Origin of the sequence: Mesorhizobium sp. B2-4-1, assembly GCF_006442185.1 — a bacterium.
Taxonomy (GTDB): domain Bacteria; phylum Pseudomonadota; class Alphaproteobacteria; order Rhizobiales; family Rhizobiaceae; genus Mesorhizobium.
The window spans coordinates 350,784-376,447 of record NZ_VFVN01000007.1 but is presented as its reverse complement, the minus strand read 5'-3'; the positions used below and the strand labels follow the sequence as shown (position 1 = coordinate 376,447).

Below are 25,664 nucleotides of genomic sequence, written 5' to 3'. Positions count from 1 at the left end.
TTGGGTAGAGGCGCTATCTCGGTGGATAGACCTCATGCACGACATCACCGATGAAAAAGGGTGTGAGGCCCGGAATTTCATGAGGCCGCACGGTGAAATCGGACCCGGAAAAGTCGTAGACGAGCACGCCCAAGGTGGCTTCTCCGGCCATCCCTTCCGGCTGCAAGTGCGCCTCGACGAGGAAGCCGGACGACGGCCCCCACAGGTACCGGACGCCGCCGAGTTGACGATCGTAGAGTTTGTGCAGGTGGCCGCTGGCCACGAAGGCCACGTCGTAGCGGCGCACCATGTCGAGCAGTTGCGCGCGAGGCTCGGGAGTGGGCGCCCAGTATCCAACGTCGCCTTCGGTCGGCTCGCCGATGAAGAGCGGGCGATGGGTGAACCAGCCGATCCGGCGCCCGGACGCTTCGCGCATGGCGTTTTCCAGCCACGCGATCTGCTCCGTTTCGGCCGGCTCGTCGCTGCCGAACAGCATCGAATCGAGTCCGATCAGGCGCCAGCCCTCGATGTCGCGATGCCACCAGTCCGGCCCGAAATGACGTCGCCAGCGGGCCAGGCGTTCTGCGTTGACTGGCTGATAGAGATGCTTGGGCTCGCCCACGTCGTGATTGCCCGGCACGGCGAGATAGGGCAGTCCGATGGAGTCCATCATCTCGGCGCAATAGCGCATGTCCTCCTCGACATCGGCGCCATCCACGGTGACGTCGCCTGTATGGATAACGAGGTCGGCATCGCTTTCCTTCAGCCAGTCGAGGAGCGGCTGGCTGTTGGCAAGGAAATGCCGCTTACCAGGGCTGAGATGGGTATCGGAAATCTGCACTATTCGCGTCATCGGACGTTCTGGAACCTTTGCCGCGTCTTGCGGTGTTGATCTCGTCGTGTCGAAAGAAGCGCCTGAAGGCGGACGCATTCTTTCCCCTGCCTGTGAAGGTGTGACGACGACGTCGGATTTTTAGGTCCAGGACGCGGCGTCTCCCGCAGGAAAGGCTCACTCGGTTGAAACGGCTTGGACCGGCATATTGAACCTCCCATCGTGTTCTCCGTCCGATGCCCATTGTCAGGGCATTCTGAGGTGCGGAAAACTTCCTCCAGCATTTAATTGAAAAAAATTTCACAGCTTGATAAAAATATCAAGATAAAAATCGCGACCGTAGCCGCACCTCTAATTGCCGCGCCTATGAGGGTGCTGCCGAAGCGGTGCAGATCGACCAGACCGAGATCGAGTATTTGAGCGCGGCCGTGAACCGCTACTTCAAAAGAGAAGCTGCGCCCCAGGACTTGCTGTATGCGTTCTGGGGCGTGCGGCTGTTGTTCGACGACGGCAATGGGAACCCTTCGGCGGTTACGCGCGACTACGTCTTCGACGTTGACGAGACCGGGGGCGCGCCACTGTTCAATGTCTTCGGCGGCAAGATCACGACCTTCCGGAAATTGGCCTAGCGCGGCCTCCATCGCCTCGAACATATCTTTCCGCAGATGGGGGGCGACTGGACCGCGAGTGTGCCGCTGCCGGGCGGCAACATGCCGAACGCGGACTTTGAGCCTTCCGTCAACGGATTATGCGAAACATGGCCGTGGATGCCGCGCGCCCTCGTTCATCATTACCGGCGGCTCTACGGCACGCGGCCAGGAGGTGGTGGGCGCCACGGCTGGCATGTCCGACCTCGGGCAGCACTATGGCGGGCTGCTCTACGACTCGGAAGCGCGTTACCTGGTGGCGAGGGAGTGAGGGCGCACGCCCGAGGACATCCTCCCGCGGCATAGCGGGCCTCTTGGGACGACTTGCTGTGGGTCATAAGCTGGACGGTTTGACCGGCGCTAGCTGCCAAGCCAGTCCCGGACAACTCCATTGAATTCGCGTGGGCGATCGATCATGACCATGTGAGCGGCATTGGCGAAAATGTGCATGTCGGCTTGCGGCGCGCGTTCCAGCAGCTTGATGCCGCGCGCCACCGGCACGGTTTCGTCGCAGCCTGACCAGGCTATGAACAGCTTGGCCTGCATGGTGGGCAAATGCGGAAGGAGATGGTCCTCCTGGATCTGGGTATATTCGGTGTCGTCCTTTTTCCGGGCAGCCTGCTTGAAGCGCTCCAACTGACCGGACTCGCAGGCCAGGCGGTAGTTCTTTTTTAGCAGCTCCACGAACTCCGGCGGATTCTTTGTGCTTAGCCTCGCATTGGTGCGCAGAAAGTCTTTCTCGGTGTCGCATCCCTCGAGCACATTATACGCTGCTGCCGCTGCTGCCTGCCAAGCGTGGTCCTCATTTCCGCCGAGGCGCGGGGAGGTCGCACCGCTGCTCACGACAACCACCTTATCGACCAGACCCGGCTTTTCAACGGCGAGCATTGCCGCGATGAAACCGCCTTCGGAATGGCCGACGAGCGCGCATCGGGTGACGCCGAGCGCTTCGATGAAGGCTGAAACGTGATGCCGCCTTTCGAGGCGGGGAACGTGTTTCCCGTCCACCGGCGCATCCGAGAGACCGAAGCCGACCAGATCGGGCGCCAGCACCCGGAAGTCATGCGCGAGTGCCGGGATGGTGTTGTGCCAAGTGGACCAGGCATCGATCGCCAGTGACGAGCCGTGCAGCAGGATCACGGCCGGTCCGCTGCCAGCTTCGAAATAGCGCGTACGGATGCCGCCCGCCACGACATAATTCTCCTTCACCGTCGCCGCGGGTAGCGGCGGACGGGCGGCGTCTCGCGCTTTCAAGCGCCGCCGATCAGCTGACGGATTGGTTTTCAAGCTGTTCGATCATCCCGAGCGCGAACTGGGCGGCTTTGCGTACATGCTTTTTTGCAAGCCGCTCGGCATCCGATGCCCTGCGATTCACAAGGGCGTCGAGCAGGGCTGCCAGCTCTTCCTGAGATGCCTTTCGCCGCTCTGCATCGGAAAGAGAAATCATGCGCAACTGTGAGGCCCGCATATGGATGCTGCGAAGCATCCGTTCCGCCTCGGAATTGTTCGCGCCCGCTATCAAGACGTCGTAGAATCTAGTCTTTGCAGCTATCATTTCGCGCGCCACACCGACGCGATAGGTTTCCATCAACTCGTCATACACGCCCCGACAACGCGTGATATGATCGTCAGTCGCATTCTCGCAAAACAACCTGCATACAAGCGCCTCCAGCGCCTCGCGAAGGTCAAAAATGTCCTTCGCGATCTTGGGATCGACGACAGAGACGATAAGCCCCCGGTTGGGCAGGTTCGTGACCAGGCCCTCGTTCTCGAGCTCGCGCATCGCTTCCCTGAGCGACGTCCGCGAAACGCCCATGCGCTCGCAAAGCGTGCGCTCCACCAGCCGCTCTCCCGGCGCCAGTTCTCCGACGACGATGGCGTTGCGGATGGTATCGGCCACCTGCGTGTACAGGCGCGGCGGAGCATGGACTCGCAGATCATACACGGCGGATTTGCTCCCTTGAAACGTGCGCGAACGAGTGCAATTTCACAAGCATATCAGCTTACCGCAAGCATTGTGCTTCATTCAGTGGCCTGAGGCGTTCAGCGGCCGTGGCTCGTAAGCCCCGTCGATGCGGTCGATATGTTCGGGCGTAAGCACTATGTCCAATGCCGCGACTGCCTCGTCGACATGGTCTGTCGAGGTCGCTCCGAAGATGGGCGCGGTAATGCCGGGGCGCGCCAATGTCCAGGCGAGAGCCACCTGCGCCGGTGTCTTTCCGATGTCGGCGGCAACGGCAGCGACGGCTTCGCGCACGGCGTGGTCGCCGTCGCGGTGGTAATATCTCTGCGTATAGTCGTCGCTTTTCGTGCGCGCCGTCTGCTGGCCGGGATTGCGGCGGTCCGCGGCAAGGAAGCCGCGCGCGATCGGGCTGAACGGTATCAGGGCAACATCATCGTGGCGGCAGTAGGCAAGCAGTTCCCGCTCGCACTCCCGGTGAGCGGGATTGTATTCGCATTGCATCGAGATGAATGCCGGAAGGTCGCGTGCGCTGGCAGCCGCACGGCATTTTGCGAGTGTCCAGCCGGGCATCGTCGTGACGCCTACATAGAGCGCCTTTCCGGCGCGCACGATATCCGCCATGGCATCGACCAGTTCGTCGAGGTCGGTGTCCTTGTCCCAGATATGCGTCTGGAAGAGGTCCACGTGATCGGTTCCAAGGCGGACCAACGAATCGTCGATTGCCTTGAACAGGTGCTTTCTGGAGTAGCCGCGGCCGTTGCAATGCGCGGCCATCGGGTTTCCCGCCTTGGTGGCGATGACGAAGCTGTCGCGCGGCTGCTTGAGAACGAGTATCTGGCCGAGAATGCGTTCACTCTCGCCAGCCGAATAGAAGTCGCAGGTGTCGAAGAAGTTGATGCCGTGGTCGAGGGCGCGCGCAACGATCGGCGCCGACGCCTTCTCATCGAGCACCCAGGCCCGCCATCCCGCGGATCCGAATCCCATCGCGCCGAGGCATAGCCGGGATACCTTCAGATTGCTCTTGCCGAGCCTGACATAGTTCATGTGTCGATCCGTTGCTTGCGTGATGAGGATTTGGCGTTCTGCCCAGAGTCCCGCAGCAGCGACAGCGCGAAAGCCGCGGATCTTTCGACATACCCGCGCGTGAGCTTTTCGGCGAGGTCGGCATCGCGCGCGCGCAGCGCGTCGAAAATGCCGTGGAGCAAGGCCATCGTATTCCTGCGCCGTTCAGCCGAGGCGACGCGGGTGGTGACGGTGCGCAGATAGGTGACGCGGCCATGCAGGAGAAAGGTCATTTGCCTGGTGATGTCGTTGCCTGCGCCTTGCATGATGATGTCCCACACCGCGTCGAGCTTCTCGGCATGCTGCCTGGCAAGCTCGGAGGTGTCGGTTTCGCCTGCTTCCGAAATACGCCGCGCCAATTCGTCCATTTGTTCCTGGCTGGCCCGTTCGACAAACAGGCGCGCCATGGCCGATTCCAGGATTGCGCGGGCCTCGTAGATCTGCCGGACTTCCCGTTCCGACAAGCGGGTCACGAACATGCCCTTGCCGGCTACCCGAGTCACAAGCCCTTCGGACTCAAGCTGGCTCAGCGCTTCCCGAATGCTTGTGCGGCTTACGCCGGTCTGCTCGGCAAGCTTCCGTTCCACCAGCTTGTCACCCGGCTTGAACACTTCGTTGAACAACGCCTCGCGCAGCGTGACAACGGTCTGCTCGCGCAATGTCGGCGAATCCGCAATCGACCAGTCCGTCCATTCATGCATCGCGGCGTCCTCTCCCGTCGTTCCTTCCATGACAGCTACGCGTTCGACTCTTTCATCACAAGTAGCCGATTCAAATACGGTTGACCATATGCCTGTCTGTCGGTATACCAAAAAATCGAGTTCGAACGAGGGACCTGGGATGGCGCCGATGCGCACCAAAGACGATCTCATCGCCTATGAGAGAAGCGGTAAGGGCCATCCTCTCGTGCTGGTGCACGGTGTCGGCGCCAACCTGCAAAGCTGGGAGGACGTCAGCCTCCAATTGGAGGGCAGCTTCGACATTATTCGCTCCGACCTGCGCGGTCATGGTCAGTCCGCGCACATCGATTCGGAATATTCCGTCGAGAAGTTTGCCGCCGATATCGTTCGGGTGATGGACGACGCCGGCGTGCGCAAAGCCCATCTGGTCGGCTTTTCATTGGGGGGCTTGATCGCGCAAGAACTGGCCTGTTCCTATTCGGACCGGTTTGAGCGCGTCGTGCTTCTTTCCGCAGTTGCGGGGCGCACCCCCGCCGAACGTGAGAAGGTTGTGGCGCGCCTGCAGATGATCCGCGACGGCGGTATGGACGCAGTCGTTGGTGCTGCGCACGACCGCTGGTTCACCAAGGAATTCGCCGAGCGCCATCCCGATGTGATCGAGCGGCGAATTGCCGAGCTCAAGGCTGTCCACGTGCCGTCTTACCTGGAGGCGTATCGGGTGTTCGGCCTTACCGAATTGGTGGATCGGCTTCCCGAGATCAGACAGCCAACGCTGGTGATGACGGGCGAATTCGATCAGGGGTCGAATGTCCGGATGGCCGAGACGATGCACCGGCTGATCCCCGATTCGGAATTACGCATTCTGGCCGGCCTGAAGCACAGCGTCCTGGTCGAGGCATCCAAGCTGGTGTCCGACCATGTCCGCGAGTTCCTTTTGCGTCCACGCTGAAAATGAAGGGAAGACGAATGAACGAGACGCTATTTGAGCGTGGGCTGGAGCGGCGCAAGGCGACGCTCGGCAGCGAATATGTTGAAAATTCGCTGAGCAAGGCAACCGAGTTTTCCAAGGGTTTTCAGTCATTTATCACAGAATATTGCTGGGGAACGGCCTGGGGTGACGACAGGCTGGATGCCAGGACCCGCAGCATGCTGAACATCGTCATGATTGCCGCGCTCAACCGCATGCATGAGTGGGAACTGCATTTTCGCGGCGCCCTTCGCAACGGGGTCACCCGTGACGAGCTGGACGCGTTGATAACCCATCTCACGATTTATTGCGGCGTTCCTGTCGGCGTCGAATGCCATCGCATTGCCAACCGCGTGCTTGCCGAACTCGCAGCCGGCGGAGTGGAAAAATGACTGGGGTCCTGATCCGCAAGATCGTCGATTTCGTCGAGGACACGCTTATCGAAGGGGGGCGCGTCGCGCCGGTTCCGCTTCGCATGGCCGCCTGCGCGGCGGTAATCCGCAATCCCTGGGCAGGATCGGCATTCGTCGAGGACCTGCAGCCGCACATCATGGAGCACGCCAAGGCTCTCACGGATGCCCTCGTGCCTCGCCTGGTGGCGATCATGGGCGGTCCGGACAGGATAGAAGCGTTTGGAAAGTGCGCGGTGACCGGGACGGACGGCGAAGTCGAACACGCGGCCGGCCTGATCCACACGCTGCATTTCGGCAATGTCTTCCGCATCGCCGCTGGTGGCGATTCCTTTCTCCCGTTCACGAACAAGCGTGCCGGCGCCGGCACCGCGCTCACCGTTCCCTTGACCCACAAGGACGCTGAGAAGAAGGGAAGCCGCGCTCATTTTCTGACCGTGGAATTCACCATTCCCGACGCGCCTGCGCATGACGAGATCGTCATCGCCTTGGGCGCCGCGAGCGGCGGGCGTCCGCACCATCGCATCGGCGATCGGTTCAACGACATGCGGATCATGGGAGTCGATCAGGCCGGCCGGCCGCTGCCAGCCGAGAGCAAATAACGCGCAAGCCTCCGGGTCCTTGCCCGGAGGCCAATAACGGCAATGCCGATAATATCGGGAACTGAACCAACGGAGGATTTGTCATGGATAGAAGGCAATTTATGGCCGCCGTCAGCGGCTTCGCAATCGTGGCCTCTTTGCCGGCGGTAGCGCTGGCTCAAGATACCCAGCCGGTCACCGGCGGCATGCTCAACGTCGGCTTCATCAGCGACGTCCGCACGCTCGACCCGCTTCAGTCGTCGCAATGGACCGAGCGGCAGATCCTTTTCCTGATATTCGATACGCTTCTCGAGACCGAGGCGGACTTCTCCCTGAAGCCTGCCCTGGCGAAAAGCTGGGAGTTTTCGGACGACGGCAAGCGCGTGGTCCTGAAGCTGCAGGAAGGCGTGAAGTTCCATGACGGCACACCGTTCAACGCCGAGGCCGTGAAATGGAACCTTGATGCACGTCTCGATCCGAAAGGCAACTCATCGCAGCTCAAGTTGCTGGAAGGCGTCAAGAATGTCGAAGTGCTGGATGAATTCACCGTCGCCATCGACATGAAGGAACCTTATCCGCCGCTGCTGGCGCTGTTTGCCGACCGCGCAGGGCTGATGGCTTCGCCAGCTGCGGCCAAGAAATACGGCAGCGACGTCGGTTCCAATCCTGTCGGGACCGGTCCGTTCGTTTTCGGCGAATGGGTCCGCGGGTCGCGCATCGCGCTCACCAAGAACGACAGCTATTGGCAGAAGGGAATGCCATATCTCGACGGCATTACCTTCCATGACATTCCGACGAACGTCGTCGGCATTCAGCGCATGGCCATCGGTGAACTGGATTTCATAAGCCAGCTTGATCCGTTGGATACGCGCCTTTCCAAGGCCAGCCCGGACATCGAGCTTGTGCCGTCGAAGGGTGGCGTCTGGTATTCCTACCAGTGGCGGTGGGACGCCGAGCCATATAACAAGCCGGAACTACGCCAGGCCATCGCGCATGGCCTCAACCGCGACCGCATCAACCAGATCATATGGGCGGGGCAAGGCAAGATTTCCGACAGCTTCACGCCAGACGGCCTGTGGTGGACCCCAACCGATCTGGTGCACTACGAATACGATCCGGAAAAGGCGCGCAAGATCGTGGCTGATTCCGGCCTGAAGGGCACCACCATCAAGCTTGCGGCGCCAAGCGGCGATACGCTGCGACGCTTTGCCGAACTTGCCAAGGAAGACCTCGACGCGATCGGCCTCAACATTGAGCTCGAGCCGGTCCCCCAAAGCGACTACTACGCAAAGGCGGTCTCAGGCGAGATACGCTTCACGCCGATGCGCTGGACGCAACGGGCGGATCCCGACGGCCTGATCCACTATCTCTTCTCCAGCAAAGGCACCGCGAACTCCACGGGCTACAAGAATGACCAAGTGGACAAATGGATCGATGAAGCGCGGGTAATTTCCGATCAGGCGCGCCGCAAGGAATTGTACGAAAAGATCCAGCGTCAGATTTCTGCCGATCTGCCTTACATGCCCGTCGGGTTCAGCATCGAATTCAACGCCATGCGCAACACCGTCAAAGGGTTCGCTCCGATGCCGGACGAGATCCCGCGGTTCCGTTACGTCTGGAAAACGCAGGCCTGATCTTCATGCTTTGCCGCGGCGCGCCGCGCCGCGGCGTCTGGCGCGGGTAGACCCGGTCCCGCCTGCAACCGGTAGAGGAACTTGATCGCCATTATGACCGCCGCCCATCGGATGTGCCCCAACCGCCCGCTTTGCGAGACGGGCTCCCCGGAGACGTTTCTTCAATCCTTCGCGATGAACTGAGGCCGGCATGCTTGCGCTTGTACTTTCCCGCATAGCGATCATGGTTCCGAACGTTATCGTTCTGACGTTTCTGCTGTTCACGTCGGTGACGTCCTTTCTGGGGACGCCGGCGGCGATCATGCTGGGGGAGAACGCATCCCCTCAATCGATCGCCGAACTCAACGCGAAGCTAGGCTTCGACCAGCCCATCCTGTCGCGTTACTGGAACTGGATCAGCGCCGCATTGTCGGGCGACCTGGGCCGGTCTTATTCCACCCAACAGCCTGTCGCGCAAATGATCGCGGATGCCCTTCCTCTAACGCTTGAGCTGGCATCCTGGGCGATCCTCATCGCATTCCTGGGGGCCACGCTGATCAATTCGGCGACGTTCATGAAAAAGCTGGTGGAGCGGCTCACCGCCGCCGTCAGCATCGTCGGCATCACCGTGCCCAATTTCTTTCTCGGACTGCTGCTGATCTACCTTTTTTCGGTTCAGCTCCGCTGGCTGCCGACGACCGGATGGTCGCCGTGGTCACGGGGCGCCGGGCAGCATCTCATCCACATGATCCTGCCCGTCATCACGCTTACGACCTTTTATTTCAGCTCCTTCACGCTCGTCTATAAAGCCGAATACCAGTCGGTGAAAGGCAGCCTCTACATCCAGGCCGCGCGTTCGAAGGGGCTGTCCGAGGCGCGCATTTCCTACCGGCACATTCTGCCCAACAGCATATTGCCCTTGATCACCTATGCCGGTCTTTCGCTTGGACAACTGGTTGGCGGCGCGGTCGTCACCGAAACCGTCTTTTCGATGCCGGGCATGGGCCGGCTTCTGGTGGAAGCGATCTCGTCCCGGGATTTTCCTGTCATGCTGTCGGTTGGAATGGTGATCATCGTCGGCGTGATGATCCTCAACCTTGTGGCGGACGTGACCTACAGCCTCGTCAATCCGCTCGTGCGAACATCGGCTTAGCATCCAATGAGAAAACTTCCATTCCGATTGGTCCTTGGCCTGACGCTTCTGGTGATCATCACCTTGATCGCGGTGTTCGCGCCCTTGATCGCGCCCCTGCACCCGACCGCCACGACGGTAAACGTCCTCGGCCCGCCTTCGGCTGAAAACATCCTTGGCACGGATCAACTTGGCCGGGACGTGCTGTCGCGCGTCATCTACGGAACAAGGGTTTCACTGCAGGTGGGCGCTTCGGCGGCCATAGTGGCTGTGCTGATCGGCGCCCCCATTGGCCTGATCGCCGGATTTTTCCGTGGCTGGATCGATTTTGTCCTCGTCCAGATCATCGACATTTTCATCGCCTTGCCGGGGCTCGTTCTCGCATTGATCATCACCGCGATGCTCGGGCCATCGGTGGTCAACCTGGCGGTCACGCTGGGTGTCGTCACCGCGCCGACGGTCGCCCGGCTGGTTCGTGGTCAGGTCTTCGTCGTCCGGGAAATGGTCTTCGTGGAAGCTGCGCGCGCCACGGGCGCAAGCTCTTTCTGGATCATCCGCCATCATATCATGCCAAACACGATGCGCGTGGTGTGGGCGCAGTTCGCAATCAATGTGGCCTTCGCGATCTTCACCTCCGCAAGCCTCAGCTTCCTGGGGCTGGGCGTTCCTCCGCCGGCTCCGGACTGGGGCGGCATGGTACGCGACGGTTCGATGTTCCTGCCGATCCTGCCGCTGCTCAGCCTCGGGCCGGGCGCTGCCGTCGCCCTTACAGTTTTCACATTTTATCTTGTCGGGTCGAGCATGAACGAGGCCGCGTCCCGCAATGATCGCTGATTGGAACAGGGAAATGACGTCTAACCAGATCGAGCCGCCGCTGCCGGCATTCATAGAACAACGCCTGCAGGAGTTTGCCGGCCGGGAAGGTGCCCTGAAAGCGCGGCGATGGATGCGGCCGGCGGATGTTCTGATGCGTGTGGAGAACCTTCGCTGCTTCAAGGCTTCGCGCGTCAGTTTTGCCGACATGTTGTTGCGCAGGATCGTTCGCGAACGCTGGCAGATAAGGATGATCTCGGCGGAATGCGGCGATGACGGCGCGGCGAGATTCGTCTACCGGATCGACGCGGAAGGCCATTCCTTCTCCTATATTGCCCGAGCATATCCATGGGACGGAATCGAAAAAGTCGGACGCCGCTCCGATGGCGCGGACCGTGACATGTTCGGCGCGCTCTTCGTCAATCTTGCCAGCCAACAGCGTATCGAGCGGGAATTTGAAACGTTCGACATCAAGGCTGAAGGCCAGATGCGTACGGATTCGGATGTGGTCGGCTGGACCCCGGCCAATCGCAGCAGCCGGCATTTCGACGCCGTAGTCGAAGCACTGTCCCGCGGCGAACAGCCCGCCCCCGAGCTCGGCATCGCCTATCTCATGCGGAACGGTGGCTTTCAAAGCAGCGGCCGGAATGGCACGGTTTCCTATCCGGGCATTCCCGAGGGGCATCCGCTGGCGCACCCGTTCTTTGCGGATATCTTCGCCATCTACCTGGTGCGGCTCGTCTCCATCGATCTCGTCAATGCCGTGGCGCGGCGGCGCAATCCGGACGCAGCGCAGCTCGACATTTCGATCGCGCGCGGGCTTGGAATAGGCAACTCCTCAGGCCAGGGCATGTGCGTTGCCCTCCAGCGCTGGCCGCATTGGGTCGCCACATGGGTGACCGTACGCGAGGCGGCTCTTGGCTACGCAAAAAGCCTGCCGGTCGATGCGGGAAGCATTTCAGTTGTCCGCGGCTCGATAGAGAGCACCATCCGCATCTATGCGCAGACCGACCCACAGACGCAGGACTACGTGGTGGCCAACGAAACCATCATCGAGAACCTGACACGCATATCGGCAAGCCTGCGCGAAGGACAGTTTCGGTGCTGGGGCGACGTTGCTGCGCACGTCGCAGAAGTCATGGATGGCGAGACCAGTGAGCAGTTCCACAGCGTACTTCTCGACGTGGTACCGGACTTTTGTGACGCCATCGCGCCCTATTTCCAGATCGGCGCAGCCCGCAAGCGGCAATTGCAGCCAGCAATGGCGGTCGCTGAATTGCGCGAGATCCTGCGCAGGAACTACGTCTGGGCTCTCACCGCCGACCGCACGCTTGCCGAAACCCATCAGCACTTCTGGTACCATTCGATCGACAATGGCGAACAAAGGCGCGGCGAGCGGGTCATCGACCCGCACGAGCGTTTCGAATCCTTCATCGATCATATCGGATTGATCCAGAGGCTGGCGGCGGTGCTGGTCAGCCGTGGTGACAAGGAGCGCGCCGGCGACGTCGTCCTCGACCATCCCGACTTGCATTACGCCATTTCGCGGGTGCAATATCTGGATGGCCTGCTCTATGCGGAAATACGCGATCCGCTCGCGCATCGCGATTTCGTCCCCGCCGATCTCATACGGTTTTTCCTTGCGTCGCTGGGCATTCGCGGCTCGACGCCGCTCAGCATCCGCTATGTGCGGGGGACTTTCTTCCAAGACCAGCCGCTGCCTTCGGAATTCCTCGAGCCTGACAGGCCGGGTTCCCGGGTTCGCAAGCATGAGAATGAGGTCGCCCTGTGAGCACGAGCATGTTTGTTGCCTATTCCGAACTGACTCGCGTCCTGCCGTGGTCGCTCAGGGCGCTGGGCTACGCGTTCGGAACCGCTGACCGGGGCGCTCATCTCGTTGCAACAGGTGCGGCGCTCGATCCGGCTATTCTGGATGAAATTCGCCAGGCGGGACCGCGGCCCTCCCATGGCTTCCGCTACCGGAAATCGAACGGGCTCACGATGCTGGACGCCGCCGGCGTTTCATTTCTGGAAACGGGACCTGCCGCGATCGATGCTCTCGCCGCGCATGCAGGCGGCGCCAAATGGGAAATGTGCCGGATATTGGCGGCGACCGAGCTGTCGCTTGTTCCGGCCACGCTGGTCGGTGCGATGGACTACAATCTCTCCTCTATCGGCATCATCGCCAGGGATGGAACCTTCGACTGGCTGTTGGCTGACCCCGACGCACGGGGTGCGCTTTATTCGGGCCGGGGCCGGGATGCCCTGGCGGCGCTCCTCGGTGAGGACACGGCGGTTCTGGAATCGATCGACGCCGCCGGGCTGACGCCGGGCTGCGCGCTTCTCATGGTCAGCGCCCGCAGGCCTGAACTGAAGGCGTCCGGGCACGTTGCCGTTCGGCCTCGGGAAAAGATCGCCATGGCGCACCAGAAGGGCATTCCCCTGTCGCGCGAGACGCTGGATGCGCTGTACGCGCTCGAAATGCTCACCTGGGCTCCAACTTCGGAGCGCTCTCGCTCGCAGGCGGGCTTCACTGTTGCACCGGCGCCAAACTCATGAGTGAACGGAAATCCGATCCAGTGGTCGAGGTAAAAGGCCTCAACGTCGCTTTCGGCAAGCATCAGGTGGTGCATGATGTCGATCTGGCCATCCATGCTGGCGAGACGCTGGCGCTTGTCGGCGAGTCGGGGTCCGGCAAGAGCGTCACCTCCATGACGATCATGGGACTGCTTTCCGGCAATACCCAAGTGACCGGTTCGGTCATCGTGGATGGCCAGCAAGTGGTGGGGGCGTCGACATCGACATTGCGGCGGGTGCGTGGCGGCATTGCCAGCATGATCTTCCAAGAACCGATGATGAGCCTGAACCCGGTTCTGCAGGTTAGCACCCAAATCAAGGAAATGCTGCGCCAGCATCGACCCTTAAGCGATGCGGAGGCGCGGGAGGAGGGCATCCGGCTTTTCGACCGCGTTCGCATTCCTGACGCGCGGCGGCGGTTCAATGACTATCCTCACATGTTCTCCGGGGGGATGCGGCAGCGGATCATGATCGCCATCGCATTGGCGTGCTCGCCGAAGCTGCTTATCGCCGACGAGCCGACAACAGCGCTCGACGTGACGATACAGGCGCAAATCCTCGATCTCCTGAACGAGGTCCAGCGCGATACCGGCACCGCGATCCTGTTCATCACGCATGACATGGGCGTAGTGGCCAACATCGCCGACCGCGTCATGGTCATGCACAAGGGACGCGTGGTGGAGACGGGAGCAGTAAAGGACGTTTTCGAGCGTCCGCGCGAGGACTATACGAGGATGCTGATCGACGCGGTCCCCCGCCTGGGGCAAGGCGTCGCCCGCTCCTACCGCGCGCCCGCCAAGGATGCTGTGCCGAAGCCGGTTTTGAGCGTGCGCAAGCTGGTGACCCGGTTCGACGTGCGTGGCGGGGCGATGCGTCGCAAGGTGGGGCGTCTCCATGCCGTCGAGGGTCTGAGCTTCGACATCATGCCTGGAGAAACGCTGTCGCTGGTTGGCGAATCCGGCTGCGGCAAGTCGACGACCGGACGCAGCATCCTGTTTCTCAATCCTCCGGATTCCGGCGAGGTGGTCTTCGACGGACGCACGGTGCGGCGCGACAACAGGTCCGATCTTTCGGATCTCCGGCGCAATGTGCAGATGATCTTCCAGGATCCTTTCAGTTCCCTGGACCCGAAGCAAAACGTCGGTGCGATCCTGGCGGAGCCCCTGCTATGCCATGGGTTGGCGACCAGGGCCAAGGCCCTGGACAAGGCGAAACATCTTCTGGAGCGTGTCGGCCTCGAACCGTCGATGATCACCCGTCTTCCGCACGAGTTTTCCGGCGGACAGCGCCAGAGAATCTGCATTGCGCGGACCCTGATGCTCGACCCGAAGGTCATTATAGCCGACGAGGCTGTCTCGGCGCTCGACGTTTCGGTAAAGGCGCAGGTGATCGACCTGCTGCTTGAGTTGCAGGAGGACCTGCGGTTGTCCTACCTCTTCATCAGTCACGACATGGCCATTGTCGAACGTGTCAGCCACCGCGTGGCGGTCATGTATCTTGGCGAGATCGTGGAGATCGGGCCCAGCCGCGAGGTGATAGGGAATCCGAAACATCCCTATACCCAGAAGCTGATGGCAGCGGTGCCGAACCCGGAGCCGGCCGCGGACAGGCACCGCTTGATCGGCAAGCCGGTGACGGAATTGCCGTCTCCCGTGCGGCCGCTCGATTTCATTCCGCCGAAGCGGCAGCCTCGCGCGGTCGGACCCGACCACTTCGTGATCGAGTGACAAGCTTTAACGAGGGCGCTTCAGATGGACGCCCTTGAACGAATCCGGGCAAGGCGCTTCCCGATACCTATGGAGAATTCGATGAACACACATGCTGATCAGTTCCGAATTGGAGAGAAGGCGACTTCCTTTTTACGCCAGGAGAAAAAACTCCTTATCGATGGAAAATGGGTGCCGGCTCAGTCCGGGAAGATTTTCGACACATATGATCCGGGCACGGGACGCATAATTGCACAGGTTCCGGAGGGCGGCGCCGCCGATATCGACAATGCCGTCAAAGCTGCGCGGCGGGCCTTTGAAGAAGGCCCATGGAGCCGCATCACGCCCAGCGAACGTGGACGTCTCATCTGGAAACTGGCGGATCTGCTGGAACAGAACGCCGATGAACTGGCCGAACTGGAGGTTCTCAACAATGGCAAGCCGCTTGCCAATGCCCGGAATTCCGACGTCGCGCTCAGCGTGGATATGTTCCGCTACATGGCGGGCTGGGCGACCAAGATCACAGGCGAAACCATTTCGATCTCTGCGCCGGACAAGTACCATGCCTTCACGGTGCGCGAGCCGGTCGGCGTCGTCGGGCAGATCATTCCGTGGAATGCGCCACTGCTCATGCTGGCCTGGAAGGTAGCTCCGGCGCTGGCCACCGGCTGCACGATCGTGCTCAAGCCGGCGGAGCAGACGCCGCTGACGGCGCTGCGCTTCGGTGAACTGGTCCAGGAGGCCGGCATTCCCGCCGGCGTGATCAATATCGTGACCGGTTTTGGACCTACGGCGGGCGCAGCGATAGCCTCGCACCCCCAGATCGACAAGGTTGCCTTTACGGGTTCCAGCGAGGTCGGCCGCATCATCGTCAAGGCTGCCGCGGGCAATTTGAAGAAAGTGTCGCTCGAATTGGGAGGGAAGTCGCCCGTCATCGTCTTTCCCGATGCTGACATGTCGGTTGCCATTCCCGGTGTCACGCAGGGCATTTTTGCCAATAGCGGCCAGGTCTGCACCGCAGGATCGCGGCTGTTCGCCCACAAGAAGGTGTTCGACCAGATCGTGGATGGGATCGGCCAGCGGGCGGGGAACATCCGCGTCGGTCATGGCCTCAGCGAAGGCGTCCAGATGGGGCCGGTCATTTCCCCGGTCCAGTGCGACCGCGTCATGAGCTATATCGAGCAGGGCAGGAGCGCCGGTGCAACGGTGGCGTTTGGCGGCACGCGGATAGGCAATGAAGGCAACTTCATTGCGCCGACGGTGCTGACCGATACCCGACCCGACATGGCGGTGGTGCAGGAAGAGATTTTCGGTCCTGTCCTGTGCGCCATGAGCTTCGATGACGACGACCTGGAACAGATCGCGCGGCAGGCGAATGACAGCATCTTCGGACTAGCTGGCAGCGTCTGGACGCGGGACCTGAGCGTCGCCCACAAGATGGTACGGCGAATTCGCGCGGGCCGGATCGGGGTCAACGTACACGGCTCGGTGGACGCGGCGATACCCACCGGCGGCTTCAAGCAATCCGGCTGGGGCAGGGAACGGGGACAGGAAGGGCTGAACCTTTATACGGAGACCAAGTCGGTCATCATGTCGCTTTGAAGGCCTGCCAAACCTTTCGCGAACAGCCGGCAAGGTCGATCCTATCCATGCCGGCCATATGGCGGCGGCATGACCCCCGGTAACGAATATGACTGTGGCGCGCCATCGACCAGGAAGGCTATGTAACGATCGAGTACCGGCAAGCAGCGAGGTTCTGTTGAGCGCTTTGGATCGCCCGCTGTCACGCGTCCTGCGCGACGTGACCAGCCTCATCAATTCCAGCGTCGACCTCGAGACAACGCTGCAGCACCTTGTCGATGCGGCATGCCAGCACGATGCCTGGTCGATGGCGGCGGTGATGAGCATCGATCAGGCGGATGGCAATGCTGTGGTCGTGACCCGGCATGATCCTAGCCAGTTGACGAAGTCCTATCGCAACCGCTGGACGCTGGCGACAAGTCCATCCCTCATCGCGTTGACCCGCAATGATCCGGTGATCATTCGCGATGCCCAGGAGAGCATCGAATTTCCGGGCTATCGGGAAGAGGCAATCCAGCGCGGTTATCGCACTGTCGTGGTTTTGCCTCTGGGCTGCCGGGACATGGAAGACCGCGCGATGGTCTTGTCGGTGCAGTCGCGCGACGTTGTCGATCTGTCAGCGGCCGATCTCGCATTCCTGCAGACGATCGTCCATCTGGGCGCCATAGCCGTGGACAAGGCCCACAGGCTAAGGGCGGAACATGCTGCCGCCGCGCAACTCCAAAACGCACTTGCCGCGCATTCCTCCCTGATGCACCAGGTCCTGTCGGACGGTTCCGTCGCATCCGCGGCTTCCATGGTCGAAACCTTCCTGCCGAACGCAATCGTCGTGGTGGATCTGACTGCCAACCTGGTCGTTGCCGGACGTTCGCCCAAGCCGGACCTCATCGACACCGACCGCTGGCGCGAGGAGATGGACGATTGCATGAGCCGCCAGTTTCTCCGTCTTGCTCGCGATATCTCGGACCAGGCCGGGCTTGAAATGCGCAAGCTGTACCTGAACTGCGGCGGCCATCACCTCAACCTGCCGGCGGCGGTGGAGCCGTTGGTCGTGGATGGCAAGACGGTAGGGGCGCTGATCGTGTTTTCGCTCGACGCCAATTTCGGCGACCTCGATCATCTTCTTCTTCAGAGCGCTCGGTTCGCGCTCAGCGTTCAGTTGATGCGGAGCCATTTACGGTTCCAGACGGAATCGCAGACTTCCAGCGAATTGTTCATGGAAATCGTTTCCGGCAACTGGCGCAACGTGGACGATTTGACGGCGCGGGCGCGCCGGCTCGGCATTGACGTAAACGCCACCGCCAGGCTGGTCGCGATCGGCCTCCCGGAAACTGTGCCGGAAAAGGGCAAGACTATACCCGAACTGCACCGCTCCATCATGCGGCTCGCCGGCCAATTGGCGCCGCAGGCGACCGCCGCCGCATTGGGCGAGATCATTCTGTGCCGCATTCCCGACGCGCCCCGCGACGCGGACACGGTGGTCAAGACGTTTGTGCGCAAGCTGATCGAGGAAACGCAGTGGCTGATCGGCACCAAGCCGATCATCGTGGCGGGTAAGACCTGTTCGAGCATTCACGACTATCCCCAGGCATGGCTTGAATGCGAGCGCATGATCCGTCTTGCCGTCCGCTTCAACCGTACCGGGTTGCTTGCGCCCCAGGACTTCGGTCCTTTTCCGCTGCTGCTTTCGGCGGCCGACAGCAAGGAAGTGAGGTCGTTCGTGGATATCGCCATTGGCGCGGTCGTGCGTCACGACGAGGCGCATGCAACGGACTATATCAGGACCCTGACCGTCTTTCTGGAGCACGGTTGCCGCAGCCAGGCCTGCGCGGACGCGATGGAATTGCATGTTACAACGCTTCGCTACCGCCTGAACCGTATCCAGGAACTGTTTGGCATCGAGATCGATTCACCCGAACGTCGGTTCGCGCTTGAACTGGCAATACGCCTCAACGAGACCATTGCCCGGGAGCAACCTGTCTGATGCGGTCTCTGCTTCGTGTCCTAGGAGTCTGACTGCCGCCTCTCCTGCGTAGAGCAGGAAGACCCTCTCTCACGTCCCTTTATCCTTCCACCCTCCTGGAGAGGCAGGACGCATGACGGACAAGAGGGAAAAAGAGCTGAGCACGATCGATCCAGTGGAACTGCGGCGAACGTTCGGCACCTTCGTCACGGGCATCACGGTGGTGACGACGCGGGACGAAGATGGTTCGCCGCGCGGCATGACTGCGAATTCCTTCACCTCAGTCTCCCTTGAGCCGCCGCTGCTGCTCGTCTGCATAGGAAAGAGCGCCAGCAGCTTTCCGGCGTTCAACACGGCCGAAGGCTTCGCCGTCAACGTACTGCACGAGCGCCAGAAGGAGGTGGCGAGCCTCTTCGCCTCGAAGTCACTCTCCAAGTTCGAGACGATAGCCCATACTACCGTGCATACGGGCTCGCCGGTGCTCACCGACAGCCTTACCTGGTTCGACTGCACGGTGCATGACCGTATCGAGGCGGGAGACCATGTGATCCTGATCGGCCGGGTGCGTGCTTTCGGCACCAGCCCTGCCGCTCCGCTAGGGTTTTGCCGGGGGCGCTATGTCTGCGTGGAAGACCCGATGCCGCCTGGCTGGACGCCTTCCCATCGCATGATCATCGGCTACCTGGTCGAGCATGACGGCCGCATCCTGCTGCGCGACGATGGCGCCGGAGGCTGGGAACTGCCGACGGCAACGCACCGTAAGCCGGGCGACATGCTCAGCTTCGAAGGCGGCGGCGTGGTTGCGCCGCTCACCAGCGATGCGTTTCTCTATTCGGTCTTTGATGTGGCCGACCAGCAGCCCGGTTATGTCGTTTACCGTGGCGCGCTCGCGGGCCCGCCTGGCGAAATTCCGGATTTGTCGCCGTCGCTGAGGTTCTTTGCCCATGAAGAGCTGCCTTGGGACAGCATTCCGATCAGGCAGATACGCGCAACGCTGCGCCGTTACCTGCATGAGCGCGCGGACTCTCGCTTCGGGATCTACGTCGATTCCAGCGATGGCGGCCGGGTGGCGATGATAGACGGCGCCCCGCGTCCGTGGCGGTCGCTTAACGGCTTGGCCGGCGACCGAGAAACCGCGAAGGGATGAGATGATGGACCTGACGCTGAAAATGATCGAAGGATCGCGCCAGGATCTTTTGATTGCCGGGGAGCGCGTCGCGCCGCGGTCCGGCCGCTACATGCCGAGCTACGATCCGACGAACGCGGCGCCTTGGTATGAGGTTGCCGACGCCGGGGCGGATGATGTCGACGCCGCCGTGCAGGCAGCCAAAAGAGCGTTTCACGATCCGGCCTGGCGCAGGCTGACGCAGACGGATCGCGGCAAGCTGCTGCGCCGGTTGGCCGATTTCATCGCGGAACACGCCGATGAACTCGCGGCCATCGAGACGCGTGACAACGGCAAGCTTCTGAAAGAGATGCGTGTGCAACTGCGCGCGGCGCCGGACAGCTATCTCTATTTCGCCGGAATGGCCGACAAGCTGCATGGCGAGACCATACCGGTCAATAAGCTCGATATGCTGAACTTCACGCTGCGCGAGCCGATCGGCGTGGTGGGCATGATCTCGCCGTGGAATTCACCGCTGATGCTGCTGACCGGCACGCTCGCACCCTGCCTGGCGATTGGCAATACGGTCGTGGTCAAGCCATCAGAGCATACTTCCGCGTCCACCCTTGCCCTCGCCGAACTGATTGCAAAAGCGGGCTTCCCGGCTGGCGTTTTCAATGTCGTTACCGGCAAGGGCGCCACGGCGGGCGAAGCGCTGACCTTGCATCCCGATGTCGCCAAGATCGCCTTCACGGGCAGTACGGCAACCGGCCGCCGCATCGCCGCCAACGCTGCCAGCCGACTTGTTTCGTGTCAGATGGAACTGGGCGGCAAGTCGCCTCATGTCGTATTCGCCGATACCGACATCGAGCGCGCGGTGAACGGCGTGGTTGCCGGCGTGTTCGCCGCTGCCGGGCAGACCTGTATCGCAGGCTCGCGCTGTTTCGTCGAAAAATCCATCTATGCCGCATTCGTAGAAAAGCTGGCGGATCGTACCAGGCGCGTGCGTATCGGCCATCCGACCGATGAGGACACGGAAATCGGTCCGCTGGCGCTCGCTGCCCAACTCGACAAGGTCGAGCAGTATGTGGACTACGGCGTCGCCGATGGCGCGCGGCTGGTTGCCGGAGGCCACCGGCCGCGGCGGGACGACCTCCCCGGCGGCTGGTATTACGAGCCCACGGTTCTGGCGGATGCGCGCAACGACATGCGCTTCATGCGCGACGAAATTTTCGGGCCCGTCGTGGGCGTCGTGTCGTTCGACAATGAAAGCGAGCTGATTGGGCTTGCCAACGACACCCATTATGGGCTGGCGGCGGGTGTCTGGACCCGCGACATCGACCGGGCGCTGCGCTTTGCGCGCAACGTTGATGCCGGCACGGTCTGGGTCAATACGTATCGCTCTGCTGCTTACATGTCGCCCTCCGGCGGGTTCAAGGAGAGCGGTTACGGCAAGCGCGGGGGCTTCGAGGTTATGCGCGAGTTCTCCCGCCTGAAGAATGTCGTCATCGACTACTCCGGCGCCACGCAGGACCCGTTCGTAATCCGTTTGCGCTGACGCTCATCCGACGGTTCCCTAATATTCGAAAAGGTCATTGCCATGAAATTTTCCGTTTCCCTGAACATGGAGAGGTTCAGTCCCGACAAGGATATGCGCCAGGTGGCGGCTGAGACGCTGGAACTGGTCCGTATGGCCGATGCCGGCGGCTTCGAGACCGCCTGGTCGCCCGAGCATCACACGATTGAATTCACGATCGCGCCCGGCCCGTTCCAGTTGCTGGTCTGGTGGGGAGCTCATACCGAACAGATCCGGCTTGGCACCGCCACCATCGTCGCGCCGTACTGGACCCCGATCCGTCTCGCGGGAGAGGCCGCACTTTGCGATCACCTGACGGGAGGGCGGCTGGAATTCGGCATCGCCCGCGGCGCCTATCAGTATGAATTTGACCGTATGGCGGGAGGCATCCCGCAACAGGAAGGCGGCGCCTACATGCAGGAACTGCTGCCGGCAGTCCAGAAATTATGGGCAGGCGACTACGCCCACGAGGGTAAGTATTACCACTTCCCGCTGGCAACCTCGGTGCCGAAGCCCTTGCAGCAACCCAACCCGCCCATCTGGGTGGCGGCGCGTGACCCCGGCACATTCGATTGGGCGGTGCGCAATGGCCACAACATCCTCTCCACGCCGTTGTCGCGGCCGGTCGCGGAAATCGGCATTCTCGGCGACAAGTTCAAGAAGGCGGTCCAGGATCATCCCGAAGTGCCGAGGCCGCGGTTCATGATGCTGCGCCGCACTTGCGTGTATGAACGTCCCGAGGACTGGGAACTGCCGGTTCGCTACAGCTATCAATATGGGCGCAGCTTCGAGAACCTGTTCCAGAACATCGGCACGGTGAAGAACGGCTTTCCTGAAGCGGTTTCTTACGACACCGTTGGCAACAGCGGCGACTACGATCCGCGGTCGATCCGCGACAATCTCCTGTTCGGCACGCCGGACGAGGTGGTCGAAAAGCTGATGGTCTATGAAGCGGCGGGCGTAGACCAGTTCTGCCTCGGCCTCGCCTTCGACCTGCCGTTTGAAGTGCAGAAGAAATCGCTGGCGTTGTTCATCAAGGAAGTGATGCCCGTATTTGCGATGCGCGAGAAGGAAGCGGGCAGGGAAAAGTCGCGGGTGATCGCCTGATGGGAGCTGTCGCGCCATGATTGTCGAGGAACGCATCTACAAGATAAGGGCCGGCCGTCTCGCCAGATACATGCAACTTATCAGCGAGGAAGGCCTTGCCATCCAGCAGCCGATCCTGGGCAACCTGATCGGCTATTTCCGCACCGAGATCGGACCTCTCAACCATGTCGTGCATCTATGGGGCTATAGCGACCTGAACGACCGCGCCGAGCGGCGTCAGCGGCTGGCCGAAGATCCCGCGTGGCGGGCGTTTACGGTCAAGCTCACCGAGAATATCGAAACGATGGAAAACCGAATCCTGATCCCGACCGATTTTTCACCGCTGCGGTAGGTTCAAGACCTCGCATCCCGCTTGCCCGACCGCGAAAGAATCCAAGAGCCGGTCCGTGGTCATCACCCAGCCGTAGTTGCGTGCGAAAGCATCGAGCATGGCCTGCCGGCTGGGCGGATGGTTGGAAGAAACAGCATCCTCCACCACAATCGTGGGATAACCGAAATGCACGGCGTGACGGCAGCTATCTTCGACGCACATCTCCGCTACCGTGCCGACGAATACCAGACCGTCCACCGCAAGCAGCTTGAGCGTCTTGGCAAGATCCGTGGCATGAAAGGCGCTGAAATAGACCTTGTCCAGCACGATGTCGTCGTCCTGTGGCGCAAGCTCGTCGATCACCTCCGCGGCATCCCGCAGGCCCTCGACATCGCCGTAGGATCGCATGAAGCCCGGCACGCACGCATGGGTCGGCGCATCGGTCAGCTTGATCCAGGTCAGCTTGCCGGCCAAGGCCTGATACAGGGGGTCGGCAACGTATCGCGTGAATACCACCGCCTTGCCGTTGCCGCGAAACGCCGCAATGAGTCTGCTGATCGAAGGTATGGTTTCGCGCGCGGATGCAACCTCCATCGGCGCATGCCTGCGCACGAAATCGTTCTGCATGTCCACGACCATGAGGGCAGGGTTTTTAAGCGAAGCCAGCACGCCGTTCCTCCATACAGGCGTCCCGGATTATACCTATCCGGGTAGCGGAGAGCCTATATCATCGAACCCGCGAGCCGTATGCTTTCCTTCGTAGCATTGGGCTAGGCGGGTATCCTGCCGAACGGGGGAAGACGGCGGGTGCAGTTCTATCTTCATTAATCGGGATCGTGGCTCTGGAATGTGCTGACTATCGTCCGCCAGGCCAGGAGTGGAGGACAGGTGTGACGGATCGCATAACGGTCGAGGGCGTGTACAAGATTTTCGGCAGATCGCCGGAATCGGCTTTGGCCATGCTGAAGTCTGGCGAGACAAAGGAAGCTGTGCTCCAGAAGACCGGGCAGGTCGTCGGCTTGAGCGACGTGTCGCTGTCCGTTCCCGTCGGTTCGATTTACATGATCATGGGCTTGTCCGGCTCCGGTAAGTCGACGCTTGCGCGATGCATCAATCGCCTCATCGAGCCGAATGCAGGGCGCATCCTTATCGATGGCGAGGAGATCACCGGCGCCAGCGAAGCGCGGCTGCGCGAAATCCGCCGGACGCGTATCTCCATGGTGTTCCAGCACTTCGGCCTGTTGCCGAACAGAACGGTGTTGGAGAATGCCGAGTTCGGCCTGAAACTGCGCGGTGTGCCAGCCGCCGCGCGCAGGAAGAAGGTGATGGAGGTGCTGGAGGTCGTCGGGCTGGCTTCGTGGGCAAATCATCTTCCCGGTACGCTGAGCGGCGGCATGCGTCAGCGCGTCGGATTGGCCCGCGCACTCGCCACGGATGCCGATGTCCTGATCATGGACGAGGCTTTCAGCGCGCTGGACCCACTCATCCGCAGCGAAATGCAGGACGAACTGCTGCGCCTGCACAGGACTTTCCACAAGACCATCCTGTTCATCACGCATGATTTCCAGGAGGCGCTGAAGCTCGGAAGCCGGGTCGCCATCATGGCGGATGGAATGGTGATGCGCGAAGGCGTTCCGCAGGACATCGTGACCAAGCCCGGCAATGACTACGTCGCCGCCTTCACCCGCGACGTCAACCGGGCCCATCTGTTCGATGCGAGTTCCGTGATGGTGGAAAGCAGCCCGCTCCGGCTAGACGGACGTGCGTCTGGCGGCCGCGATGCCGAGGGCGAACCGGTGTTCATCGTCGACGATTCGATGCAGGTCGTGGGTGTCGTCGGACCACGCCAGTTGCCACGCCTCGCCGATGGTTCGGCGATCCAATCATTGATGAGCAAGGACTATGAGACGGTATGCGGCACGGAAAAGCTGTCGGTGGTGGCCAGCCTGTGCCATCGAGACCGGCCGATAGCCGTTGTTGACGAGGGCGGCCGATATTTGGGGCGTGTCGATCCACTCCAGATCCTGTCCCGCATTGGCGCTCCGGCGGCGGCTTCCTCGCAATCCCGGGGAGCGGAGGCCTGATCATGCTGGATGTCGATAATCTCTATGTCATCCCGCTGGACCAATGGATCCAGGTCGGCGTCCGCTGGCTGGCAATGCATTTCCGGCCGCTTTTCCAGACCATCAAGTGGCCCGTCGAGACCCTTCTGACCGCGATCGACCATGGACTCCATGCCATTCCGTTTCCGATCCTGATCGGGATCTTTGCCCTCATCGCATGGCGCTCCGCATCGCGTGGCGTGGCCATATTCACGCTGCTTTCGCTGACCCTGATTGCCTTCATGGGCCTGTGGGCGGAAGCGATCACCACCCTGTCGCTCATCGCCACGGCAATCGTGGTGTGCGTCATCCTTGGCATTCCAATCGGAATCCTGTGCGCGCGCCACGATCGCGCCTGGACCATCGTGCGGCCGGTGCTCGATGTCATGCAGACGACGCCCAGCTTCGTCTACCTGGTCCCGGTGGTCATGCTGTTCGGCGTCGGAACGGTGCCTGGGGCAGTCGCGGTCATCGTGGCGGCGATATCGCCGCTGATCCGCTTCACCAATCTCGGGATTCGTCTTGTCGACAAGGAGATGGTCGAGGCGGGGCGGGCCTTCGGTGCCACCGATCGCCAACTTCTCTGGGAAGTCCAACTTCCATTGGCCTTGCCAACCATTCTGGGCGGCCTCAACCAGACAGTACTGATGGCCATGGTCATGTCGGTGATCGTATCCATGATCGGGGCCGAAGGGCTCGGACTTGTGGTCCTGCAGGGGCTGGGACGTCTCGATGTCGGCATGGCTGCCGTCGGCGGCATCGCCATCGTCCTGCTAGCCATGATCCTCGATCGCATCACGCAGGGCCTGGCCAACCAGGACAAGGCCGGACCAACCCGGGGCATCCGGGCCGCCCTGGCTCAGTTGCTGCGTCCCAGAAATGAGGAAGCGGGGAGTTTCGAAACGAACCACCAGCAGGTTTGAACACCGTCTCGATCAGGCGGAACGACGCAACAAAT

At 61.4% G+C, this 25,664-nt stretch carries 23 protein-coding genes and 1 pseudogene; 18 read left to right on the top strand and 6 right to left on the bottom strand.

Going from position 1 to position 25,664, the window contains the following annotated elements; translation table 11 throughout:
• Window positions 1-13: 13 nt before the first annotated feature.
• Window positions 14-832 carry a metallophosphoesterase gene (locus FJ949_RS20195; protein ID WP_140800931.1) on the bottom strand — a complete coding sequence of 273 codons (819 nt, stop codon included), beginning with the start codon at window positions 830-832 and terminating at the stop codon, window positions 14-16.
• 341 nt (window positions 833-1,173) lie between these two features.
• On the opposite strand from FJ949_RS20195, the pseudogene FJ949_RS30745 reads away from it, so the two are divergent.
• Window positions 1,174-1,726, top strand: a pseudogene (locus tag FJ949_RS30745) (glycerol-3-phosphate dehydrogenase); the annotation flags it as partial.
• A gap of 92 nt (window positions 1,727-1,818) precedes the next feature.
• Here the strand turns inward: FJ949_RS30745 and FJ949_RS20180 are convergent.
• From FJ949_RS20180 to FJ949_RS30395, 4 genes are all read right to left on the bottom strand, one after another.
• Window positions 1,819-2,745: an alpha/beta hydrolase gene (locus FJ949_RS20180; protein WP_140498505.1), complete on the bottom strand. Its 927-nt coding sequence runs from the start codon at window positions 2,743-2,745 to the stop codon at window positions 1,819-1,821.
• Complete coding sequence (locus FJ949_RS20175; RefSeq protein ID WP_140498504.1) at window positions 2,723-3,403, bottom strand: GntR family transcriptional regulator; 681 nt, start codon at window positions 3,401-3,403, stop codon at window positions 2,723-2,725. Before FJ949_RS20175 ends, FJ949_RS20180 begins: the two co-directional genes overlap by 23 nt.
• 81 nt (window positions 3,404-3,484) lie before the next feature.
• Window positions 3,485-4,465, bottom strand: a complete 981-nt coding sequence (locus FJ949_RS20170; RefSeq protein WP_140498503.1) for an aldo/keto reductase — start codon at window positions 4,463-4,465, stop codon at window positions 3,485-3,487.
• Window positions 4,462-5,340, bottom strand: coding sequence for a GntR family transcriptional regulator (locus FJ949_RS30395; RefSeq protein ID WP_224647112.1), 879 nt, complete (start codon window positions 5,338-5,340; stop codon window positions 4,462-4,464). Before FJ949_RS30395 ends, FJ949_RS20170 begins: the two co-directional genes overlap by 4 nt.
• On the opposite strand from FJ949_RS30395, the gene FJ949_RS20160 reads away from it, so the two are divergent.
• The 15 genes from FJ949_RS20160 to FJ949_RS20090 all read left to right on the top strand — a co-directional run bounded on the left by FJ949_RS20160 (window position 5,333) and on the right by FJ949_RS20090 (window position 22,625).
• Entirely contained in the window at window positions 5,333-6,112 is a 780-nt protein-coding gene (locus FJ949_RS20160) for an alpha/beta hydrolase (RefSeq protein ID WP_181165367.1), read from the top strand. The genes FJ949_RS30395 and FJ949_RS20160 overlap by 8 nt on opposite strands.
• Window positions 6,113-6,129: 17 nt before the next feature.
• Window positions 6,130-6,522 carry a carboxymuconolactone decarboxylase family protein gene (locus tag FJ949_RS20155; protein ID WP_140498501.1) on the top strand — a complete coding sequence of 131 codons (393 nt, stop codon included), beginning with the start codon at window positions 6,130-6,132 and terminating at the stop codon, window positions 6,520-6,522.
• On the top strand, window positions 6,519-7,142 hold the full coding sequence (locus tag FJ949_RS20150; RefSeq protein ID WP_140498500.1) for an amino acid synthesis family protein: 624 nt from the start codon (window positions 6,519-6,521) through the stop codon (window positions 7,140-7,142). The genes FJ949_RS20155 and FJ949_RS20150 overlap by 4 nt, the downstream gene beginning before the upstream one ends.
• Before the next feature lie 101 nt (window positions 7,143-7,243).
• A complete protein-coding gene (locus FJ949_RS20145) occupies window positions 7,244-8,755 on the top strand; it encodes an ABC transporter substrate-binding protein (protein ID WP_181173151.1) in 1,512 nt (503 codons plus the stop codon).
• A gap of 190 nt (window positions 8,756-8,945) precedes the next feature.
• Window positions 8,946-9,887: an ABC transporter permease gene (locus tag FJ949_RS20140; RefSeq protein WP_140498498.1), complete on the top strand. Its 942-nt coding sequence runs from the start codon at window positions 8,946-8,948 to the stop codon at window positions 9,885-9,887.
• Window positions 9,888-9,959: 72 nt separating this feature from the next.
• The gene (locus tag FJ949_RS20135) at window positions 9,960-10,700 is read left to right on the top strand and encodes an ABC transporter permease (RefSeq protein ID WP_224619722.1); all 741 of its coding nucleotides are present in this window, start codon (window positions 9,960-9,962) and stop codon (window positions 10,698-10,700) included.
• A gap of 13 nt (window positions 10,701-10,713) precedes the next feature.
• Window positions 10,714-12,471, top strand: a complete 1,758-nt coding sequence (locus FJ949_RS20130) for a hypothetical protein (RefSeq protein ID WP_140498496.1) — start codon at window positions 10,714-10,716, stop codon at window positions 12,469-12,471.
• An 8-nt stretch (window positions 12,472-12,479) separates the two neighbouring features.
• Window positions 12,480-13,238: a hypothetical protein gene (locus FJ949_RS20125; protein WP_140498495.1), complete on the top strand. Its 759-nt coding sequence runs from the start codon at window positions 12,480-12,482 to the stop codon at window positions 13,236-13,238.
• Window positions 13,235-14,983: an ABC transporter ATP-binding protein gene (locus FJ949_RS20120; protein ID WP_140498494.1), complete on the top strand. Its 1,749-nt coding sequence runs from the start codon at window positions 13,235-13,237 to the stop codon at window positions 14,981-14,983. The genes FJ949_RS20125 and FJ949_RS20120 overlap by 4 nt, the downstream gene beginning before the upstream one ends.
• A 24-nt stretch (window positions 14,984-15,007) precedes the next feature.
• Window positions 15,008-16,564 (top strand): aldehyde dehydrogenase family protein, encoded by a 1,557-nt coding sequence (locus FJ949_RS20115; protein ID WP_281405842.1) that lies wholly within the window; start codon window positions 15,008-15,010, stop codon window positions 16,562-16,564.
• An 88-nt stretch (window positions 16,565-16,652) separates the two neighbouring features.
• Window positions 16,653-18,527: a helix-turn-helix domain-containing protein gene (locus tag FJ949_RS20110; RefSeq protein WP_140498493.1), complete on the top strand. Its 1,875-nt coding sequence runs from the start codon at window positions 16,653-16,655 to the stop codon at window positions 18,525-18,527.
• 112 nt (window positions 18,528-18,639) lie between these two features.
• Window positions 18,640-19,653, top strand: a complete 1,014-nt coding sequence (locus FJ949_RS20105) for a flavin reductase (protein ID WP_140498492.1) — start codon at window positions 18,640-18,642, stop codon at window positions 19,651-19,653.
• Between the two features lie 4 nt (window positions 19,654-19,657).
• On the top strand, window positions 19,658-21,169 hold the full coding sequence (locus FJ949_RS20100; RefSeq protein ID WP_140498554.1) for an aldehyde dehydrogenase: 1,512 nt from the start codon (window positions 19,658-19,660) through the stop codon (window positions 21,167-21,169).
• A 42-nt stretch (window positions 21,170-21,211) separates the two neighbouring features.
• A complete protein-coding gene (locus FJ949_RS20095) occupies window positions 21,212-22,294 on the top strand; it encodes an LLM class flavin-dependent oxidoreductase (RefSeq protein ID WP_140498491.1) in 1,083 nt (360 codons plus the stop codon).
• Between the two features lie 16 nt (window positions 22,295-22,310).
• A complete protein-coding gene (locus FJ949_RS20090; RefSeq protein ID WP_140498490.1) occupies window positions 22,311-22,625 on the top strand; it encodes an NIPSNAP family protein in 315 nt (104 codons plus the stop codon).
• On the opposite strand, the gene FJ949_RS20085 is transcribed toward FJ949_RS20090, so the two are convergent.
• Window positions 22,611-23,273 carry a cysteine hydrolase gene (locus tag FJ949_RS20085; RefSeq protein WP_140498489.1) on the bottom strand — a complete coding sequence of 221 codons (663 nt, stop codon included), beginning with the start codon at window positions 23,271-23,273 and terminating at the stop codon, window positions 22,611-22,613. The two genes, FJ949_RS20090 and FJ949_RS20085, sit on opposite strands and share 15 nt — an antisense overlap.
• A 221-nt stretch (window positions 23,274-23,494) precedes the next feature.
• On the opposite strand from FJ949_RS20085, the gene FJ949_RS20080 reads away from it, so the two are divergent.
• Window positions 23,495-24,688, top strand: coding sequence for a glycine betaine/L-proline ABC transporter ATP-binding protein (locus FJ949_RS20080; RefSeq protein ID WP_140498488.1), 1,194 nt, complete (start codon window positions 23,495-23,497; stop codon window positions 24,686-24,688).
• Between the two features lie 2 nt (window positions 24,689-24,690).
• A complete protein-coding gene (locus FJ949_RS20075; RefSeq protein WP_140498487.1) occupies window positions 24,691-25,629 on the top strand; it encodes a proline/glycine betaine ABC transporter permease in 939 nt (312 codons plus the stop codon).
• The last annotated feature ends 35 nt before the right edge of the window (window positions 25,630-25,664 follow it).

Bases quoted from the DNA above. Each gene is read 5' to 3' on its own strand.
- FJ949_RS20110 (WP_140498493.1), top strand. From the start codon at position 16,653: ATGACTGTGGCGCGCCATCGACCAGGAAGGCTATGTAACGATCGAGTA.
- FJ949_RS20120 (WP_140498494.1), top strand. From the start codon at position 13,235: ATGAGTGAACGGAAATCCGATCCAGTGGTCGAGGTAAAAGGCCTCAAC.
- FJ949_RS20125 (WP_140498495.1), top strand. From the start codon at position 12,480: ATGTTTGTTGCCTATTCCGAACTGACTCGCGTCCTGCCGTGGTCGCTC.
- FJ949_RS20140 (WP_140498498.1), top strand. From the start codon at position 8,946: ATGCTTGCGCTTGTACTTTCCCGCATAGCGATCATGGTTCCGAACGTT.
- FJ949_RS20115 (WP_281405842.1), top strand. From the start codon at position 15,008: ATGGACGCCCTTGAACGAATCCGGGCAAGGCGCTTCCCGATACCTATG.
- FJ949_RS20170 (WP_140498503.1), bottom strand. From the start codon at position 4,465: ATGAACTATGTCAGGCTCGGCAAGAGCAATCTGAAGGTATCCCGGCTA.
- FJ949_RS20195 (WP_140800931.1), bottom strand. From the start codon at position 832: ATGACGCGAATAGTGCAGATTTCCGATACCCATCTCAGCCCTGGTAAG.
- FJ949_RS20095 (WP_140498491.1), top strand. From the start codon at position 21,212: ATGAAATTTTCCGTTTCCCTGAACATGGAGAGGTTCAGTCCCGACAAG.
- FJ949_RS20160 (WP_181165367.1), top strand. From the start codon at position 5,333: ATGCGCACCAAAGACGATCTCATCGCCTATGAGAGAAGCGGTAAGGGC.
- FJ949_RS20090 (WP_140498490.1), top strand. From the start codon at position 22,311: ATGATTGTCGAGGAACGCATCTACAAGATAAGGGCCGGCCGTCTCGCC.
- FJ949_RS20130 (WP_140498496.1), top strand. From the start codon at position 10,714: ATGACGTCTAACCAGATCGAGCCGCCGCTGCCGGCATTCATAGAACAA.
- FJ949_RS20155 (WP_140498501.1), top strand. From the start codon at position 6,130: ATGAACGAGACGCTATTTGAGCGTGGGCTGGAGCGGCGCAAGGCGACG.
- FJ949_RS20100 (WP_140498554.1), top strand. From the start codon at position 19,658: ATGGACCTGACGCTGAAAATGATCGAAGGATCGCGCCAGGATCTTTTG.
- FJ949_RS20145 (WP_181173151.1), top strand. From the start codon at position 7,244: ATGGCCGCCGTCAGCGGCTTCGCAATCGTGGCCTCTTTGCCGGCGGTA.
- FJ949_RS20105 (WP_140498492.1), top strand. From the start codon at position 18,640: ATGACGGACAAGAGGGAAAAAGAGCTGAGCACGATCGATCCAGTGGAA.
- FJ949_RS20075 (WP_140498487.1), top strand. From the start codon at position 24,691: ATGCTGGATGTCGATAATCTCTATGTCATCCCGCTGGACCAATGGATC.
- FJ949_RS20150 (WP_140498500.1), top strand. From the start codon at position 6,519: ATGACTGGGGTCCTGATCCGCAAGATCGTCGATTTCGTCGAGGACACG.